General features: G+C 67.6%; 14 protein-coding genes. 6 read left to right on the forward strand and 8 right to left on the reverse strand.

Going from position 1 to position 17,844, the window contains the following annotated elements; genetic code table 11:
* Window positions 1–19 precede the first annotated feature (19 nt).
* Window positions 20–514 carry an acyl-CoA thioesterase gene (locus tag FFS10_RS17225; RefSeq protein ID WP_137895707.1) on the reverse strand — a complete coding sequence of 165 codons (495 nt, stop codon included), beginning with the start codon at window positions 512–514 and terminating at the stop codon, window positions 20–22.
* 204 nt (window positions 515–718) lie between these two features.
* Between FFS10_RS17225 and FFS10_RS17230 the strand changes: the two genes are divergently transcribed.
* Genes FFS10_RS17230 through FFS10_RS17240 form a run of 3 tightly spaced genes read left to right on the forward strand, consistent with a single transcriptional unit; the run spans window position 719 to window position 5,426 of the window.
* A complete protein-coding gene (locus FFS10_RS17230) occupies window positions 719–3,349 on the forward strand; it encodes a response regulator (RefSeq protein ID WP_171016009.1) in 2,631 nt (876 codons plus the stop codon).
* A 46-nt stretch (window positions 3,350–3,395) separates the two neighbouring features.
* Window positions 3,396–3,788 (forward strand): response regulator, encoded by a 393-nt coding sequence (locus FFS10_RS17235; protein ID WP_137895709.1) that lies wholly within the window; start codon window positions 3,396–3,398, stop codon window positions 3,786–3,788.
* A gap of 12 nt (window positions 3,789–3,800) precedes the next feature.
* Window positions 3,801–5,426 (forward strand): diguanylate cyclase, encoded by a 1,626-nt coding sequence (locus tag FFS10_RS17240; RefSeq protein WP_137895710.1) that lies wholly within the window; start codon window positions 3,801–3,803, stop codon window positions 5,424–5,426.
* 143 nt (window positions 5,427–5,569) lie between these two features.
* Here FFS10_RS17240 and rpoD read toward each other — a convergent pair whose 3' ends face one another.
* From rpoD to FFS10_RS17270, 6 genes are all read right to left on the reverse strand, one after another.
* Window positions 5,570–7,891: an RNA polymerase sigma factor RpoD gene (gene rpoD, locus FFS10_RS17245; RefSeq protein ID WP_137895711.1), complete on the reverse strand. Its 2,322-nt coding sequence runs from the start codon at window positions 7,889–7,891 to the stop codon at window positions 5,570–5,572.
* A 276-nt stretch (window positions 7,892–8,167) separates the two neighbouring features.
* Window positions 8,168–10,051 carry a DNA primase gene (dnaG, locus tag FFS10_RS17250; protein ID WP_137895712.1) on the reverse strand — a complete coding sequence of 628 codons (1,884 nt, stop codon included), beginning with the start codon at window positions 10,049–10,051 and terminating at the stop codon, window positions 8,168–8,170.
* A 4-nt stretch (window positions 10,052–10,055) separates the two neighbouring features.
* On the reverse strand, window positions 10,056–10,574 hold the full coding sequence (locus FFS10_RS17255; protein ID WP_137895713.1) for an HAD family hydrolase: 519 nt from the start codon (window positions 10,572–10,574) through the stop codon (window positions 10,056–10,058).
* Window position 10,575: 1 nt separating this feature from the next.
* Entirely contained in the window at window positions 10,576–12,372 is a 1,797-nt protein-coding gene (locus tag FFS10_RS17260; RefSeq protein WP_137895714.1) for a gamma-glutamyltransferase family protein, read from the reverse strand.
* Between the two features lie 42 nt (window positions 12,373–12,414).
* Complete coding sequence (locus FFS10_RS17265) at window positions 12,415–13,173, reverse strand: 3-hydroxyacyl-CoA dehydrogenase (protein WP_137895715.1); 759 nt, start codon at window positions 13,171–13,173, stop codon at window positions 12,415–12,417.
* Window positions 13,174–13,360: 187 nt separating this feature from the next.
* On the reverse strand, window positions 13,361–14,404 hold the full coding sequence (locus FFS10_RS17270) for an extracellular solute-binding protein (protein WP_137895716.1): 1,044 nt from the start codon (window positions 14,402–14,404) through the stop codon (window positions 13,361–13,363).
* Between the two features lie 97 nt (window positions 14,405–14,501).
* Here FFS10_RS17270 and FFS10_RS17275 point away from each other — a divergent pair, with 97 nt between their 5' ends.
* Window positions 14,502–15,392: a patatin-like phospholipase family protein gene (locus FFS10_RS17275; protein WP_249931334.1), complete on the forward strand. Its 891-nt coding sequence runs from the start codon at window positions 14,502–14,504 to the stop codon at window positions 15,390–15,392.
* Window positions 15,393–15,602: 210 nt separating this feature from the next.
* Here FFS10_RS17275 and FFS10_RS17280 read toward each other — a convergent pair whose 3' ends face one another.
* Window positions 15,603–16,154 (reverse strand): phasin family protein, encoded by a 552-nt coding sequence (locus tag FFS10_RS17280; RefSeq protein WP_137895718.1) that lies wholly within the window; start codon window positions 16,152–16,154, stop codon window positions 15,603–15,605.
* Between the two features lie 204 nt (window positions 16,155–16,358).
* Between FFS10_RS17280 and FFS10_RS17285 the strand changes: the two genes are divergently transcribed.
* Both FFS10_RS17285 and FFS10_RS17290 read left to right on the forward strand, forming a co-directional pair.
* On the forward strand, window positions 16,359–17,366 hold the full coding sequence (locus tag FFS10_RS17285; protein ID WP_137895719.1) for a histone deacetylase family protein: 1,008 nt from the start codon (window positions 16,359–16,361) through the stop codon (window positions 17,364–17,366).
* 29 nt (window positions 17,367–17,395) lie between these two features.
* Window positions 17,396–17,842 carry an acyl-CoA thioesterase gene (locus FFS10_RS17290; RefSeq protein WP_137895720.1) on the forward strand — a complete coding sequence of 149 codons (447 nt, stop codon included), beginning with the start codon at window positions 17,396–17,398 and terminating at the stop codon, window positions 17,840–17,842.
* Window positions 17,843–17,844 lie beyond the last annotated feature (2 nt).

Raw genomic sequence — 17,844 nt, forward strand, 5'->3', positions numbered from 1 at the left:
GGGTGGGGGGGCTGCACGGTCAGCCCGCGCTGGGCGCGGGCGAGCGCGCCTCGGCGAAGCGCACGGCCAGTTCCTGGCGCAGCTTCTTGCGCAGCAGGGCGGCGTCGAAGCGGCGCTTTTCCTCGGGCGTGAAGGGGCGCAGCTGGGGCACCGGCACCGGCTTGCGGTCCTCGTCGACCGCGACCATGGTGAAGAAGCAGCTGTTGACATGGCGCACCTCCTGGGTGCGGATGTCCTCGGCCACCACCTTGATGCCCACTTCCATTGAAGACTTGCCGGTGTAGTTGATGCTGGCGAGGAAGCTCACGAGCTCACCCACGTGGATGGGCTGCAGGAACATGACCTGGTCCACGCTGAGCGTGACCACGTAGCGCGAGGCGTAGCGGCTGGCGCAGGCGTAGGCCACCTGGTCGAGCAGCTTGAGAATGGCGCCCCCGTGCACGTTGCCGGAGAAGTTGGCCATGTCGGGGGACATCAGCACGGTCATGCTGAGTTGGTGCGCGGGCAGGTTCATGGGGCGATTTTATGCAGAGGGCGGGGCGGGGCATTCGGCGAGGCAGCCGGGTTGCGCATTCATTTCATGTGGTTTATGGTGCGCGGGGATGGGTTGAAGGCTCAAGCGGGCAGTTTCGGAGGCGCATCCCATCAAATGATTTCGTCATTGCGTCTTTTCATTGCGGACAGCTCGCCGGCGGTACAAACAAAAAGAGGAACCGAATTGGACGAACATGGCCCCTCTCCGGCTGATCGGAAAAACGCCATTGACCGGATTTTCTTCGATCACAGCGTATTGATATTGACCGTTCTGGTCGTCGCGGCAACCGTGTGGGCGTTCTGGCATCTGCACAGTTTGCAGAGCCAACTGGTCTCCGCCATGGCGGTGCAAGGAGCGCGCCTGCAGTCCGAGACCCTGGAGGAGTTGCGCAGCCTGTACACATCGGAGGTGGTGGAGAAAGTGCGCGGGCACGGCATCGATGCCACGCACGAATACCAGGGGAAAGATGGTGCGATCCCGCTGCCTGCGACCTTGACCATCGAGCTGGGTCGGCGCATCGGCGAGCGCGGTTCGGGCATGAACGTGCGGCTCTACAGCGAGTACCCTTTCCCCTGGCGCAAGGACGGCGGCCCTCGCGATGCCTTCGAACGCGAGGCCCTGGTCGCGCTGAAAAGCAATCCCACGCAGGCGTTTTTCCGCATGGAGCAATCCCAGGGGCAGCCGGTGATTCGCTACGCGGTGGCCGACCGCATGCGGACCCAGTGCATTGCCTGCCACAACAGCCACGCGGCGAGCCCGAAGACCGACTGGAAGGCTGGCGACCTGCGTGGCGTGCTGGAAATCACCCGGCCCATCGCGTCCACCGCGGTGGTGGCGCGGCAGGGCCTGGTCGAAGCGTTCGGCCTGCTGGGGCTGATCTCGGTCTTGGCGTTGACCGGCGTCGGCCTGGTATTCAGCCGGCAGCGCCGCTATGCGACGGGGCTCGCCGTTGAAATTGCGGAACGCAGGCGGGTCGAGGCCGACCTGACGGCGAGCGTCGCGCGTGCTGCCGCCATGGACGAGGCCTCGCCCTTGGGCACGTTCGTCACGGATGTGGATGGGCGTTGCCAGCACGTGAACCCGACCTACCAGAAGATCACTGGCTATTCCGCCGAGGCCATGGCGGGGGCGGACTGGAGCACAGGCATCCACCCCGAGGACCGGGACCAGGTGCTGGCCAAGTGGTGGGAGGCCCTGGCGCAAGACCACAGCTTCAACGCCGAATGCCGTTTCCTGCGCAGCGACGGCGCTGTCACCTGGGTGAGCTGCAAGGTCGCCGCCATGAAGAGTGGCGGACAACTGCTCGGCTACGTGGGCACACTCGAGGACATCAGCGAGCGCAAGAACGTGGAGCGGATGAAGAATGAGTTCGTCTCCACCGTGAGCCACGAACTGCGCACCCCCCTGACTTCCATCATGGGATCGCTGGGCCTGCTAGCCGGCGGCGTGAGCGGCGAGATTTCCAGCCAGGCCAGGACACTGGTGGACATCGCCCGCAAGAACAGCGAACGCCTGGTGCGCCTGATCAACGACATCCTCGACATCGAAAAGATCGAATCCGGCCGCATGCAGTTCGACCTGCAGCCTAGGGAACTGCAGCCCCTGGTCGAGCAGGCCATTGCCGCCAACCAGGCCTATGCCGGGCAGCTCGGCGTGTCCTTTGCGCTGGCTGCGCCGCTGCCAGGCGCCCGGGCGCGGGTGGACACCGATGGCCTGATGCAGGTGCTGACCAACCTGATGTCCAATGCAGCCAAGTTCTCGCCGGCCGGCGCCACCGTGGAGCTGCGGTTGGTGCGGGACGGCAGCATGATCCGCCTCTCGGTCACCGACCATGGGCCGGGTATGCCGGCCGCGTTCCAGGACAAGGTGTTCGAGAAGTTTTCCCAGGCCGATGCGTCCGACTCCCGCCAGAAGGGTGGCACGGGCCTCGGCCTGTCGATTTCCAAGGCGATCGTGGAGGCGATGGGCGGGAGCATCGGGTTCGTCAGCCGGGAGGGCGAGGGCACCAGCTTCCATGTCGACCTGCCCGAATGGATGGAGCCGGAGCCGGTGGCCGTCCCGGAAATCCCCCGGGGTGCCGCCGCTCGGCCCAGGGTGCTGGTCTGCGAGGACGACCACGACGTTTCCGCGCTGATTGGCATGATGCTGGGCCACGCCGGCTACGAGGCCGTGCCCGCCTACGACGCCGTGTCGGCCCGCCGGCTGCTGGCCGAGGGCGGGTTCGCCGCCATGACCCTGGATATCCAGCTGCCCGACGCCGACGGCAGGGCGTTCCTGCGCGAACTGCGTGAGAATCCCGCCACCCGTGACCAGTTCATCATCGTGCTGTCAGGCCATCTGCGGTCGAAGCCCCGGCCCGGCGAGGGCGACGGGCTCGGCGTGCAGGACTGGCTGGCCAAGCCGATCGATCGGGCGAGGCTGCTCGACGCCCTGCGCCGCGGGACCCGCGGCGTCAAAGGCGGCAAGAGTCGCGTGCTGCACGTGGAGGACGACCCCGACGTACGCCATGTGGTGGCCTCGCTGTGCAGCGAGGTGGCCGAGTTCGAAGCTGCCGCCAGTTGCCGCGAGGCGGCGGAACTGCTGTCGACCCGGCGCTACGACCTGGTCATACTGGACCTCGAGTTGCCGGACCAGTCCGGCTGGGACCTGTTGCAGATCATCGACCAGCAGGTGCCCAAGCCGCCGGTGCTGGTGTTTTCCGGGCGCGAGCTCTCCGCTGAGGAGTCCGGCCGGGTGGCGGCCGCGCTGGTGAAGTCCCATGTGTCGAACCCGGAACTTCTGGAGGCCATCCGGACCTTCACTGGCCAGGCATGAGACACGGTTCGGTAAAGTGTTCCAAAGAGGATATGAGGAGACGGAAATGGCGGAGCAAGCCCTGCAGCGGATCCTGTACGTGGAGGACGAGCCCGACATCCAGATGGTGGCTCGCATCGCTCTTGAGACCGTGGGCGGTTTCCAACTCCTGGTGTGCAGTTCGGGGCAGGAGGCTGTCGCTGCCGCCCCTACATATGCCCCCGACCTGATCCTGCTGGATGTGATGATGCCCGGCCTGGACGGGCCGGCCACGCTGGCGGCCTTGCGCGCGCTGCCGGGATTCGACCAAACCCCGGTCGTATTCATGACCGCCAAGGTGCAGGCCGGCGAGGTGGCCCGCTATCGGCAATTGGGGGCGCTGGACGTGATCGCCAAACCCTTCGATCCCATGACGCTGGCGGCCACGGTGCGCGGCATCTGGGCCACGCGCCAGGGCTGAGGCGCTGACACCATGATTGCAAACGAAGCTCTCGCCGAGCAGTTACGTCAATTGCGGGAGAGCTACGCCAGCGCCTTGCCGGCCAAGCTCGCGCTGGTCGAGCAGGCGTTCCGTAGCCACCAGGACAAGGACGCGTTGCGGACGCTGCGCCACCTCGCGCACGGGCTGGCCGGATCAGGAACCACTTTCGGTTATCCGGAGCTGTCCGAGGCGGCGCGACGACTGGAGATCACGGTGAATGCGGCCCTCGAGGCCGCGCGGCGCCTCTCCGAGGCGGAAATCGCGGCCACCACCGAACTGCTTGAAACCCTGTGCCGGGCGGCGCAGGAACCGGCCGTCCCGATGCCGACGCCGATTCCATCGAGTGCAGCAGCATCCGCCGTTGCCAGGAAGCTGATCTACCTGGTGGAAGACGACGTGGCGCTGGCCACCGACCTGGCCTTGCAGTTGCGCCACTTCGGCTATCAGGTCAGGACCTTCGAAACGCCGGAATGGCTCTACGAAGCCATGGCCGATCCGGCGCTGGCCGTCATCCTGATGGACATCGTCTTTCCCCAAGGCGAACTGGCCGGGGTCGAAGCCATCATGGAACTCGCCGCGGCCAGGTTCCTCAAGGCGCCGGTTGTGTTCATGTCTGTCCGCGGAGACCTGCAGGCCCGGCTCGCCGCCTCCCGGGCTGGGGCGGCCGCCTACATCATGAAGCCGGTGGAGATCGGCGTTCTGCTCAATATCCTCGATGGCCTGACCTCGGACCAGCAGCCCGAGCCCTACCGGGTGTTGATCGTGGAGGACAGCGAACCGCTGGCCCAGCATTACGCCCATGTCTTGCAATCGGCGGGAATACGCACCGACGTGGTCACCGATCCCATGCAGATTCTTGCCCATTTGGCCAACTTCAAGCCCGACCTGGTGCTCATGGACATGTATTTACCCGGCTGCACCGGGATGGAGCTGGCCGCGGTGATCCGGCAGCTGGAGAACTATGACATGGTGCCGATCGTGTTCCTGTCTTCGGAAAACGACACGGGCAAACAGCTGACGGCGATGAAGCTGGGTGGCGACGACTTCCTCACCAAACCGATCGAGCCGGCGCATCTGATTTCCGCGGTGACGACGCGGCTGCGGCGCTACCGTGTCATGCGCTCCTACATCGAATGCGACGGCCTCACGGGCTTGCTCAATCACGCCGCCCTCAAGGGACGCCTGTCGACCGAGATCTCGCGGGCGGCGCGGCAGAGCGAGGCGTTTTGCCTGGCCATGATTGACGTGGACCTGTTCAAGGAGGTCAACGACAACCATGGCCATCTGGCCGGGGACCGCGTTTTGAGAACCCTTGCCGAGCTGCTGAAGCGGCGCCTGCGCCGGACCGACATCATCGGCCGCGTCGGCGGTGACGAATTCGCCGTGATCCTGCCTCACACGCAGATTGCGGCGGCCGTGTCCCTGCTGGAGAGTCTGAAGGAGGCGTTCTCCGGGGTGCGGCACCATGCCGATGGCCGTGAATTTGCGAGCGCCTTGAGTTGCGGGGTCGTCGAATTCCGTCGCAGAGAAAGCGCCGAGGCCGTCAGCGCCAGGGCCGACCAAGCACTCTACAGGGCCAAGGAGTCCGGGCGCAACCGGGTCATGACGGGAGAGTGATTCGGCCTCCGCTCAGGCCGGATGGTTTGAGGCTGCCGCGCGATGCGGGCGGTTTGCCATGAAGAAGAAAGCGCCCCAAGCCCGTTGGCCACGGGCTTGGGGCGCTGTGATCCAGGACCCCGGCAGGCCCGGGATGAAAAGCCCTACAGCGAGTCGATGAAGCTGCGCAGCTTGTCGCTGCGGCTGGGGTGCTTGAGCTTGCGCAGGGCCTTGGCCTCGATCTGGCGGATGCGCTCGCGCGTGACGTCGAACTGCTTGCCCACTTCCTCCAGCGTGTGGTCGGTCGACATCTCGATGCCGAAGCGCATGCGCAGCACCTTGGCCTCGCGCGGGGTCAGGCTGTCGAGGATGTCCTTGACCACGTCGCGCAGGCCGGCCTGCATGGCGGCGTCGATCGGCGCGGTGTTGGCGCTGTCCTCGATGAAGTCGCCCAGGTGGCTGTCGTCGTCGTCGCCGATCGGCGTTTCCATGGAGATCGGCTCCTTGGCGATCTTCATGATCTTGCGGATCTTGTCCTCGGGGATCTCCATCTTCTCGGCCAGGATGCTGGCGTCGGGCTCGAAGCCGAACTCCTGCAGGTGCTGGCGCGAGATGCGGTTCATCTTGTTGATGGTCTCGATCATGTGCACCGGGATGCGGATGGTGCGCGCCTGGTCGGCGATCGAGCGCGTGATGGCCTGGCGGATCCACCAGGTGGCGTAGGTCGAGAACTTGTAGCCGCGGCGGTATTCGAACTTGTCCACCGCCTTCATCAGGCCGATGTTGCCCTCCTGGATCAGGTCCAGGAACTGCAGGCCGCGGTTGGTGTACTTCTTGGCGATCGAGATCACCAGGCGCAGGTTGGCCTCGATCATCTCCTTCTTGGCGTCGCGCGAGCTGGCCTCGCCCTCGTTCATGCGCTTGTTGATGTCCTTGAGCTCGTCCAGCGGCACCACCACGCGCGACTGCAGGTCGGTCAGCTTTTGCTGCAGGTCCTGCACCGGCGGGATGTTGCGGCCCATGACCGCGCTCCAGGGCTTGCCGGCGCTGGCCTGCTTCTCTATCCACTTGAGGTTCAGCAGGTTGGAGGCCACGCGGTTGCCGTTCTTGTCGCGGCCGCTGAAGTCGGCGATGAAATGCTCCTGCGGGTAGCCGCACTTGTCGACGATGATGCGGCGCAGCTCGCGCTCCTTCTTGCGCACGTCGTCGACCTGGCCGCGCACCATGTCGCACAGCTTCTCGATGGTCTTGGCCGTGAAACGGATCGTCATCAGCTCGGCCGACAGGGCGGACTGGGCCTTCTGGTAGGCGGGCGTGCCCCAGCCTTCCTTGTCGTAGGCCTTGTGCACCTTCTCGAACATCTCGGCGATGCGGTCGAAGCGCTCCAGCGCCTGGTTCTTCAGCTCCTCGAGCTTCTTGGTCAGCGCCTTGGAGCCGCCCTTGCCGTCGTCGTCGTCGGCTTCGTCGAATTCGTCGAAGTCCTCCTCGGCCACGTAGTCGTCGGCTTCGTCGGCGTTGGAGAAGCCGTCCACGATGGTGGAGATCACCACCTTGCCCTCGCGGATGTCGCCGGCCATGCGCAGGATCTCGGCGATGGTCGCAGGCGAAGCCGAGATGGCTTCCATCATGGCCATCAGGCCGCCCTCGATGCGCTTGGCGATCTCGATCTCGCCCTCGCGCGTGAGCAGCTCCACCGTGCCCATCTCGCGCATGTACATGCGCACCGGGTCGGTGGTGCGGCCGAACTCGCTGTCCACCGTGGACAGGGCGGCCTCGGCCTCTTCCTCGGCCTCTTCCTCGGTGGCGGCCGTGGGGCCGGTGTTGGTCAGCAGCAGGGTTTCGGCGTCGGGCGTCTGCTCGTACACCGCCACGCCCATGTCGTTGAGCATGGAGATCACGACTTCCAGCGTCTCGGCGTCGACCAGCTTGTCGGGCAGGTGGTCGGAGATCTCGGCGTGGGTCAGGTAGCCGCGCGTCTTGCCGAGCTTGATCAGGGTCTTCAGGCGCTGGCGGCGCTTGAGCATCTCCTCCTCGGTCAGCACGGTCTCGTCGAGGCCGAATTCCTTCATCAAGGCCCGTTCCTTGGCCTTGCTGATCTTCATGCGCAGCGGCTTGACCTTCTCGGGGGTCTCGGCCACTGGTTCGCCGGCCAGCTCGTCCTCGATGTCGCTGAGGTCCGTGTCCTCGACCTCGGGCTTGGCGGCGGCCGCCTTGGGCTTGCGTCCGCGCTTGGCGCCGGTCTTGGGCTGCGCGTCCTTCTCGGCGGCGGCCTTGGGCGGGCGGCCGGGCTTCTTCTTGGCCGCCGGCTCGGCGGCGGTCTCGGTCTTGGCGGTCTTTTTCAGTTCTTCGGCGGCGGACTTCGTTGCGGACACGGTCTTGGCTTTCGTTTCGGTCTTGGCGGTGGCCTTGGCCGCCGCCTTCACAGCAGGGGATGCCGCACGGGTGGCAGCGGACGGAGCGGGCTTCTTGGACTTTTGAACGGGCATGAAAAACTACCTCGGAACTTCAAAAACGGACAAGGAAACGCACGGCGCCGCACTCTCCCGGCGCGGGTGGCAGAACGCGGACTCCGCAGGAGGCCGCGCTCAAGGGCAAGATGGGTGGGCGAACATTTGGTGTGCAGTCCTTGCGGTGAGGTGGCCGTCCCATCATGGGGGATGCGCTGTGGCTGTGGCCGGTCCGGAGGTGCTGCTGTCGCTCTTGCCGCTAGCAAACCTTACATTATACCTGTCTCGCCGATTTTCAAGCCCCGGCGCCCTGTTTCAGCCGCCGGCCAGCAATTCGCTGCGGCGCTCGTAGAGGCTGCGGTAGCGCTGCAGCGTCTCGGCGTCGGTGCCGCCGGTGGCGAGCGCCGCCAGCTGCTTGTTGAGGCGGTCGATCAGCATCAGGTTGAGCAGGCCGCGCAACTCGCGCCGCAGTTCCTGGGCCTCGTCGGGCGAGGCCTCGGCCCCCTCCAGGGGCAGATGGCCGCTCATGAGCTTGAGGGCCAGGGCCTCGAACTCGCTGCCCTGCAGGTCGTCGCGCAGCGCGCCCCAGGGCAGGGGGCCATGGTCGTGGAACTGGCTTTCCAGCCACACGAACAGGGCGCCATGCGGCGCCGGCAGCTCGCACAGCATGGCGTGGTCCTCGCTGGACAGCTCGTCCCACAGCACCATGCGGGCCAGCAGCAGGCGCGCGGCGTGGTCGGCGCGGCTGGCCGGCAGCACGCGCCCGCCCGGCCTGGGCGTGAACCGGGCAGCTTGCGGCCGGCCGCCGGGGCCCTTGCCGAAGCTGCGCGACGGGTTCTGCGGCCTGGGCCGCTCTGCCGGTCCGCCCGCCTGGCGCGGCGGACCGCCCGCGCCGCCGCCGGCCGGGCCTTGCCAGAGCTCGCCGAGCTCGTGCGCGTCCAGCTGAACCAGCTCGGCGAGCTCGGCGAGCAGCTGGCGCTTGAGCGCGCCGTCGGGCAGCTGGGTCCACAGCGGCCGGGCGTTGCTGGCCAGATGGGCCCGTCCCTCGGCGCTGGCGAGCTCGCAGCCCTCCTGCGCCGCCTCGACCAGAAAGCGCGACAGCGGCATGGCCTCGCCCACGCGCTGGGCGAAGGCCTCGCGGCCGAATTCTCGGATGTAGCTGTCGGGGTCGTGCTCGGCCGGCAGGAACAGGAACTTCACCGTGCGCACGTCGCTCGCGTAGGGCAGGGCGCCCTCGAGCGCCTTGTGCGCGGCGCGCCGCCCCGCGGCGTCGCCGTCGAAGCTGAACACCACCGAATCGGTGAAGCGGAACAGCTTCTGCACATGCTCGCTGGTGCAGGCCGTGCCCAGCGTCGCCACGGCGTTCTCGAAACCGAGCTGGGCCAGCGCCACCACGTCCATGTAGCCCTCGGTGACCAGCACGTAGCCGGCCTCGCGCAGCGCGTGGCGGGCCTCGAACAGGCCGTAGAGCTCGCGGCCCTTGTGGAACACCGGGGTCTCGGGTGAGTTCAGGTACTTGGGCTTCTCATCCCCGAGCACACGTCCGCCGAAGCCTATGCACTCGCCCTTGACGTTGCGGATCGGGAACATGATGCGGTCGCGGAAGCGGTCGTAGCGCTTGTCGTCCTCCTCGTGCACGATCACCAGGCCGCTCTCGGCCAGCAGCGGGTCGTCGTAATGCGGGAACACGCTGGCCAGGCTGCGCCAGCCCTCGGGTGCGTAGCCCAGGCCGAAGCGCTTGGCGATCTCGCCCGACAGGCCGCGGCCCTTGAGGTAGGCCACCGCGCGCGGCGAGGCCTTGAGCTGCTTGCGGTAGGCCTCGCCGGCCTTCTCCAGCACCTCGGTCAGCGTGGCCTGCTTCTGCCGCTCGGCGGCGGCGCGCTCGCGCTCCTGCGGGCTGGCCTCTTCCTCGGGCACCTGCATGCCGGCCTGCTGGGCCAGGTCCTTGACCGCCTCGATGAAGCCCAGGCCGGCGTGCTCCATCAGGAAGCCGATCGCGTTGCCGTGCTTGCCGCAGCCGAAGCAGTGGTAGAACTGCTTGGTCGGGCTGACGCTGAAGCTGGGCGATTTCTCGCCGTGAAAGGGGCACAGGCCCATGAAGTTGGCGCCGCCCTTCTTGAGCTGCACGTAGCGGCCGACGACTTCGACGACGTCGGTGCGTGCAAGCAGTTCCTGGATGAAAGACTGGGGGATGGCCACCCGGCTATTTTCGCCTATCGCCCGGCGGGGGCTCGCTGGCCAGCAGCGCCGGCAGTTCGCCCAGCGAGCGCAGCATGCGCACGGGTGGCGTGCCGGGCGGCGGCGCCAGGCCCTGCGGGTTGAACCAGATCGCGGGCACGCCGAAGCGCTGCGGCGCGAGCACGTCCTGCGCCAGGCTGTCGCCGACCATCAGCGTCTGCTCGCGCGGCAGCGCCACCCGCGCGAACACCGCGTCCCAGAAGGCGGGCGAGTCCTTGCGCGCGCCCAGCTCGGAAAAGCAGAACACATGGCTGAAAAAGCGCCCCAGGCCGGCGCGAGCCAGGGCCTGCTCGATCTGGGGCCGGGTCGAGACCGAGGCGTTGGTGCACAGCGACAGCGGGCGCTGCGCGGCCAGCTCGGCCACCGCTTCCAGCGTGCCGGGCAGCACGCGCGGATGGGGCCAGTCCACCATGGGCAGCTCGGCCGGCCCGTCCTCGGCCATCAGGGTGCCGCCCCAGTCGAGGAAAAGGTGGAGGCAGGTCATCTCATTCACCCATCACGATGCCCTCGCGGCGCGGGTCTGCGCCGCCCAGCCACAGCGGCTCGCCATGCACCTGGCCGCGCGTGAGCGCCTGCAGGCCGCTGGTCATGTCCATCTCGCTCACCTCGGCGCCGCGCGCGCGCAGCGCCTCCACGGTGGCCGGCGGGAAACGCTTTTGCTCCAGCAGGCTGGGGCCGTTCAGCGAGCCGAAGTTGGGCAGGTCTATCGCCTGCTGCGGCGTCAGGCCCCAGTTCAGCACGCCGTACAGGGTCTTGGCCGTGTAGTGGATGATGAGGGCGCCGCCAGGGCTGCCGCCGCTCATGATCAGCCGGTTGCTGGCGACGTCGAACACCAGCGTGGGCGCCATCGAGGAGCGCGGGCGCTTGCCGGGCTGGACGCGGTTGGCGATGGGCCGGCCCTGGGCGTCGGCAGGGTCGAAGCTGAAGTCGGTCAGTTCGTTGTTGAGGAGGAATCCCTTGACCATTTGGCGCGCGCCGAAGGCGTCCTCGATGGTCGTGGTCATGGCCAGCGCATTGCCCATGGGGTCGACGATGCTGATGTGGCTGGTGCCGTACTCGGGCTGCGCTGCCGTGGGCGCGTGGCTGCTGGCCACGCCGCCCGGCCTGCCGGGCTGGGCCGTCTTCATGCTTTGCGTGCCGATCAGCCGGGCGCGGCTGGCCAGGTAGGCGGGATCCAGCAGGCTCATCCAGCTGCCGGCCGGCGGCGCCACGAAATCCGGATCGGCCAGGTACTGGGCGCGGTCGGCAAAGGCCAGGCGCGAGGCTTCGGTGTAGAGGTGCAGCCAGTCGGCCGAAGGCAGCCCGTCCTGCAGCGGCAGGCTGGCGGCCCGGGTCTGGCCCAGGATGCCGAGGATCTGGCCGATCGCGATCGCGCCGGAGCTCGGCGGCGGGAAGCCGCAGATGCGCCAGCGCTGGGGCGGCTGAGGCGTGTAGTCATGGCACAGCGCGGCGCGCTTCTTGGGCTGGTAGCCGGCCAGGTCGGCCAGCGACATCAGGCCGGGGTTGGTCGGATGCCGTCGGACCTTGTCGACGATGGCCAGGGCAAGCTCGCCCTCGTGCAGCGCCTTGGCGCCCTGCGCGGCAACGGCCTTCAGCACGCGGGCGAGCTCGGGGTTCTTCAGGACATGGCCGACCGGCCAGGGTTTGCCGGCGGCGTCGTAGAAGTAGGCGGCGGCCACGGGATCCTTGGCCAGGTGTTTCTCGTCGGCCAGCAGGGTGTTCAGCCGCGGGCTGAGCTTGAACCCCTGCTCGGCCAGCGTGATCGCGGGCTGGAACAGCTGGGCCCAGGGCAGCTTGCCATGCTGGCGGTGCGCCATCTCGAGCATGCGCAGCGTGCCCGGCACGCCGACCGAGCGGCCGCCGACCACGGCCTCGTAGAAGGGCAGGGGCTGGCCGTCGGGCGCCAGCAGCAGACGCTCGGTGGCCGCGGCCGGCGCGGTCTCGCGCCCGTCGAAGGCCTCGACCGCTTTTCCGTCGAAATGCAGCAGGAAGGCGCCGCCGCCGATGCCGCTCGACTGCGGCTCGACCAGGGTCAGCACCATCTGCACGGCGATCGCCGCGTCGACAGCCGAGCCACCGGCCTTGAGAACCTGGTAGCCGGCGTCGGTGGCCAGCGGGTTGGCCGCGGCCACGGCGAACTTGCGGGTCGCCCAGCCCGGTTTTTCCGTGTAGCCCGAAGCCCCTTCGGGCTGGGCCGGCACGCTGTAGTTCGGGCCGGAGGGGGTGGTCGAGCAGCCCGTGGCGAACAGGGCTGCGGCAAGAGCCAGTGCGGTGGTTCTCATGCGCTTTTCTCCCGAGAGTCTCCGCGCATGTTAGTGCGCGACTCAGCGCGGCGCCAGTCGGATCGCGCCGTCCAGGCGGATCACCTCGCCGTTGAGCATGTCGTTCTCGATGATGTGCTTGGCCAGCTTCGCGTAGTCCTCGGGCGTGCCCAGGCGCGAGGGGAAGGGCACGCTGGCGGCCAGCGCGTCCTGCACCTCCTGGGGCATGCCGAACAGCATGGGCGTGCCGAAGATGCCGGGCGCGATGGTCATGTTGCGGATGCCGTTGCGCGCCAGGTCGCGCGCGATCGGCAGCGTCATGCCGACCACGCCGCCCTTGGAGGCGCTGTAGGCGGCCTGGCCGATCTGACCGTCGTAGGCGGCCACGCTGGCGGTGGAGATCAGCACGCCGCGCTCGCCAGTGGCCTCGGGCTCGTTCTTGCACATGGCCTCGGCGGCCAGGCGGATCATGTTGAAGCTGCCGACCAGGTTGACCATGATGGTCTTGGTGTAGAGCGCCAGGTTGTGCGGGCCGCTCTTGCCCACGGTCTTCTCGGCCGGGGCGATGCCGGCGCAGTTGACCAGGCCCATGAGCTTGCCCAGCGACTGGGCCTTGGCGACCACGGCCTGGCCGTCGGCCTCGCTGCTGACGTCGCATTGGACGAAGGCGCCGCCTATGTCCTTGGCCACCGCCTGGCCCTTGTCGGCCTGCATGTCGGCGATCACGACCGTGGCACCGTTGGCCGCGAGCATGCGCGCCGTGCCTTCGCCTAGGCCCGAGGCGCCGCCGGTGACGATGAATACCTTGCCTTGAATCTGCATGGGGTCTCCTGAAGAGTTGACGTTGACGTAAACGTCAATTATCGGCGATAAAAAACCCGGCCGGGCGAAAAGCCGGGCCGGGTTGCAGGAGCCGGCTTGAGCGCCGCCGGGCCGCCCCAAGGCGCGAAGGCCCCCTCGGGGGGCAGCGCAGCACACGCAGTGGCAAGCGTGGGGGCCTCTGTTCAGATCACTTGAACCCGACGCGGTCCAGCATCTGCTGCACCTTGACCTGGTTCATGCCGACGGCACTGATCGGGATGGTCTCGCTCTTGAAGCTGCCGCCGGTCATGGCCTTGAGCGCCGGGTTGCTGACCTGCACGCCGCGCGCCGTGGGCCACTCGTTGTTGCCGTTGGCGAAGTAGTTCTGGGCTTCGGCGCCGGCCAGGTATTCGAGGAACTTGATCGCGTTGGCGCGGTTCGGCGCGTTCTTGGCCACGGCACCGCCGGCCACGTTCACGTGCGTGCCCCAGCTGGACTGGTTCGGGAACACCACGCCGACGCGCTCGACCACGGCCTTGTCCTCGGGCTTGTCCGAGCGCATCAGGCGCGCCAGGTAGTAGGTGTTGGTGACGGCGATGCCGCACTCGCCCGAGGCCACACCCTTGATCTGGTCGGTGTCGCCACCCTTGGGCGGGCGTGCCATGTTGTCGACCAGGCCCTTGAGCCAGGCCTCGGCCTTGACCGGGCCCAGGTGCTCGGTCACCGCGCCGAACAGGCTCAGGTTGTAGGGATGGGAGCCCGAGCGTATGCACAGCCGGCCCTTGTTCTTGGGCTCGGCCAGCTCCTCGTAGCTGTCCACGTCGTCCTTGTTGACCTTGAGCTTGTCGTAGACCACCACGCGGGCACGCGTGGAGAAGCCGAACCAGGTCGTGCCACCGTCCTCGGCCGGCTTGGCGCGCAGCTGGGCCGGGATGGCGTCTTCCAGGAGCTTGGACTTGATCGGCTGGAACAGGCCTTCGGTCTCGCCCTTCCACAGGCGTGCCGCGTCGACCAGCAGGATCACGTCGGCAGGGGAGGCGCTGCCCTCGGCCTTCAGGCGCGCGAGAATACCGGCATCGTCGGCGTCCACCCGGTTGATCTTGATGCCGGTGGCCTTGGTGAAGTTGGTGTACAGGGCCTCGTCGGTCGAGTAGTGGCGCGCGGAATACAGGTTCAGCACCTGTTCCTGGGCCGAGGCGCCGGTGGCCGCCAGCAGCGTGGCGGCGAAGGCGAAAGCAGCTTTTTTCAACATGCAGGATCCTTTGCAAGGCAACAGCGGTAAAAATCTAGGCGTCATGATAAAGCAAACACGAATCATTCTTAGTAATTTTTTTGCCGCAGGGCGCCTTGTGCGCCTGGCTGGCTGCAGCGCCTGCCTGGCGGCGGTGCTGGCGGGCTGTGTCACCGCGCCGCCGGCCGAGCCGCCTGCAGCGCCGAGTCCGCCTGCGGTGCGCAAGCCGCCGCGCATCGGCCTGGCCTTGGGCGGTGGCGCGGCGCGCGGCTTCGCCCATGTGGGCGTGATCCAGGTACTCGAGGAGGCCGGCATACGCCCGGACCTGGTGGTGGGCACCTCGGCCGGCAGCCTGGTGGCGGCCTTGTATGCCAGCGGCAAGAGCAGCGCCCAGTTGCAGCAAGTGGCGGAAACCATGGAGGAGGCGGCCTTTGCCGACTGGACCCTGCCCATCTTCAGCCGTGGCGCCCTGCGCGGCGAGGCGCTGTCGCGCTATGTGAACGGCCAGGTGGGCGGCCGGCTGATCGAGCAGATGGCGCTGCCGCTGGGCATCGTCGCGACCGACCTGAACACGGGACAGGGCGTGCTGTTCCAGCGTGGCGACACCGGTACGGCGGTGCGCGCCTCGAGCGCCGTGCCGGCGGTTTTCCAGCCGGTGAGGATAGGCGGGCGCGAATATGTGGACGGCGGCCTGGTCTCGCCCGTGCCGGTGCGCTATGCGCGCCAGATGGGGGCCGAGCTGGTGATCGCCGTGGACATCTCCAGCGCTCCCGAGGGCAACCCGGCGGGCGACACGCTGCAGATCCTGCTGCAGACCTTCGCCATCATGGGCAAGAGCATCAACGGCTTCGAGCTCAAGGAAGCCGACCTGGTGGTGCGGCCCGCGCTCAACGGCGTCAAGAGCGCCGACTTCGCTGCGCGCCGGCGCTCGATCGAGGCAGGGCGGGCAGCCATGCGCCAGCTGCTGCCGCAGCTGCAGGGCCTGCTCCAGGCCAAGGCGCAGCCCTGAGGGGCTCACAGATAAAAAAAGGCCTGATCTTGCGATCAGGCCTTGAAGGGATCCCAGAACCCGAAGGTGTCGAAAGGACCCGAGGAGACAACCGGGAGAAAGCCCTCAACAACAGGCTTTCAATGCGCTTATTGTTGGTTCTTTCTCAAATTCTTGCAGCCCTTGGGGGCTTTCGCGCTGCCGGGCCGGGGCCCGGCAGCGCCTGGCCGATCAGCGCTTCTTGGTAGCGGTGGCGGCGTTCTTGGTCGCGTTCACGGCCGTGGTCGTGACGGCGTTGAAGTTGGCTTCGGCCACGTCGGAGGCTTGCTTGACGGCCTTTTGCACGGATTCGAAGGCGTTGTTGGCAGCGGCCACGGCGCTCTTCATCACGGCGACAGCGGTCTCGGAGCCGGCCGGCGCGTTCTTGGCGGCGTTGTCAACCAGGCTGGCGAACTGCTTCTGGGCGTCCACGGCCTGGGTTTCGAAGGCCTTGGTGAACTCGGCGCTGGTGCCCGAAGCGATGTCGTACAGGTGACGGCTGTAGGCAGCGGTCTTCTCGGCCAGGGGCTGGAACAGGCTGGCTTGCAGGGCCAGCAGTTCCTGGGCGTCCTTGACGCTCAGCAGGGCCTGGGTGTGGGCAGCGGACTCGCTCAGGGCGGCCTTGCTGGCGGTCACGTTCAGTTCGACCAGCTTCTCGACGCCTTCGAAGGCCTTGTTGGTCAGGTCGAACAGGGTCTCGACGTTGGCTTTTTGGGAGGCCAGGATTTGCTCAGCGGTCAGCATAGGATTTTCTCCGGTTAAAAGGGATTTGGCATCTGCTCTGTAACCTGGTTTATGTTGCAGTGCAGCATGGTTTGAATTGTACGGACCCGAAAAGCGATTGCAAGGCTTTTTTGTTGCATTGCAGCAATTTAGACGGCGATATCTAAAACCGACCTTAGACGCACGGCCGTCACAATGGCCGTCAGCAGTGAATCTGGACGCGCGATGCAGGCCTATTACTCCGACCACTATGTCCTGCCCCTGCCCGAGGGGCACCGCTTTCCCATGGCCAAGTACCGGCTGCTGCGCGAGCGCCTGGTGCGCGAGATGCCCCAGCTGCGCCTGCAGGAGGCGCCCGCGGCCAGCGACGGCGAGCTGGCCCTGGCCCACAGCCCGGACTACGTAGAAGCCATCGCCACCGGCCGGGTGAGCGCCGAGATGATGCGCGAGATCGGTTTCCCCTGGAGCCCGGCCATGGTGGAGCGCTCGCGGCGCTCGGCCGGCGCCACCGTGGCGGCGGCGCGCGTCGCCATGCGCCAGGGCGTGGCGGCCAACCTGGCCGGCGGCACCCACCACGCGAGTGCCGAGCGGGGAGGGGGTTTTTGCGTGTTCAACGACGTGGCCGTCGCGGCGCGGCTGATGCAGGCAGAACATGCCCGCCCCCACGCTCGGCACTTCGTGTCATCGCTGCCGCCCGAGGGGGCCGTCGGCTGCCTTGGGGCGGCCCGGCGGCAGCCGGGGCCGCCACTCCCACTCCAGGTGGCCGTGATCGACCTGGACGTGCATCAGGGCAACGGCACGGCCCGCATCTTCGCCCGCGACCCCAGCGTGTTCACGCTGTCGCTGCACGGCGAGAAGAACTTTCCGTTCCGCAAGGAGGCCAGCGACCTGGACGTGAACCTGCCCGACGGCTGCGGCGACGACGCCTACCTGCAGGCGCTGGACGGCGCGCTCGACGAGCTGGGGCGCCGCTTCGAGCCGGGCCTGCTGTTCTACCTGGCCGGCGCCGACCCGCACCAGGGCGACCGCCTGGGCCGGCTCAAGCTCAGCGACGACGGCCTGGAGGCGCGCGACCGCCGCGTCTTCGACTGGGCCTGGCAGCGCCGCATCCCGCTGGTGCTGACCATGGCCGGCGGCTACGGGGTGGACATCGCGACCACGGTGCAGGTGCAGTGCAACACCTACCGGGTGGCGCTGGCGTACTGGCAGCGCTGGCAGGCGCTGTCCGCCTGAGTACCGCAGCGCTGGCAGAATCTCAGCCGATGAGCGACACGCCACCCGCCAAACCCCAGCCCGAGCCGCGCAGCGCCTACCAGGCCTTCCGTGCCATCACCACGCGCTGGATGGACAACGACGCCTATGGCCATGTCAACAACGTCGTCTACTACAGCTGGTTCGACACCGCCGTCAACGCCCACCTGATCGAGCAGGGCGTGCTCGACCTGCACGCAGGCGAGACCATAGGCCTGGTGATCGAGACGCAGTGCAACTACTTCGCCTCGCTGGCCTTCCCGCAGACCGTCGAGGCCGGCATACGCGTGGCGCAGATCGGCCGCTCCAGCGTGCGCTACGAGGTCGGCCTGTTCCCCCAGGGCGAGGCGCTGACCGCGGCCAAGGGCCATTTCGTCCATGTCTACGTGGACCGCGCCACGCGCCGCCCGGTGCCGCTGCCGGCTCCCCTCAAGAACGTTCTGGAGAAGCTCAAGTGACC

Origin of the sequence: Ramlibacter sp. 2FC, assembly GCF_005503345.1 — a bacterium.
Lineage (GTDB): Bacteria > Pseudomonadota > Gammaproteobacteria > Burkholderiales > Burkholderiaceae_C > SCMQ01.

Coding starts and splice junctions, on each gene's coding strand:
- FFS10_RS17225 (WP_137895707.1), bottom strand. CDS start 514: ATGAACCTGCCCGCGCACCAACTCAGCATGACCGTGCTGATGTCCCCC.
- FFS10_RS17235 (WP_137895709.1), top strand. CDS start 3,396: ATGGCGGAGCAAGCCCTGCAGCGGATCCTGTACGTGGAGGACGAGCCC.
- FFS10_RS17240 (WP_137895710.1), top strand. CDS start 3,801: ATGATTGCAAACGAAGCTCTCGCCGAGCAGTTACGTCAATTGCGGGAG.
- rpoD (WP_137895711.1), bottom strand. CDS start 7,891: ATGCCCGTTCAAAAGTCCAAGAAGCCCGCTCCGTCCGCTGCCACCCGT.
- FFS10_RS17255 (WP_137895713.1), bottom strand. CDS start 10,574: ATGACCTGCCTCCACCTTTTCCTCGACTGGGGCGGCACCCTGATGGCC.
- FFS10_RS17260 (WP_137895714.1), bottom strand. CDS start 12,372: ATGAGAACCACCGCACTGGCTCTTGCCGCAGCCCTGTTCGCCACGGGC.
- FFS10_RS17265 (WP_137895715.1), bottom strand. CDS start 13,173: ATGCAGATTCAAGGCAAGGTATTCATCGTCACCGGCGGCGCCTCGGGC.
- FFS10_RS17270 (WP_137895716.1), bottom strand. CDS start 14,404: ATGTTGAAAAAAGCTGCTTTCGCCTTCGCCGCCACGCTGCTGGCGGCC.
- FFS10_RS17280 (WP_137895718.1), bottom strand. CDS start 16,154: ATGCTGACCGCTGAGCAAATCCTGGCCTCCCAAAAAGCCAACGTCGAG.
- FFS10_RS17285 (WP_137895719.1), top strand. CDS start 16,359: ATGCAGGCCTATTACTCCGACCACTATGTCCTGCCCCTGCCCGAGGGG.
- FFS10_RS17290 (WP_137895720.1), top strand. CDS start 17,396: ATGAGCGACACGCCACCCGCCAAACCCCAGCCCGAGCCGCGCAGCGCC.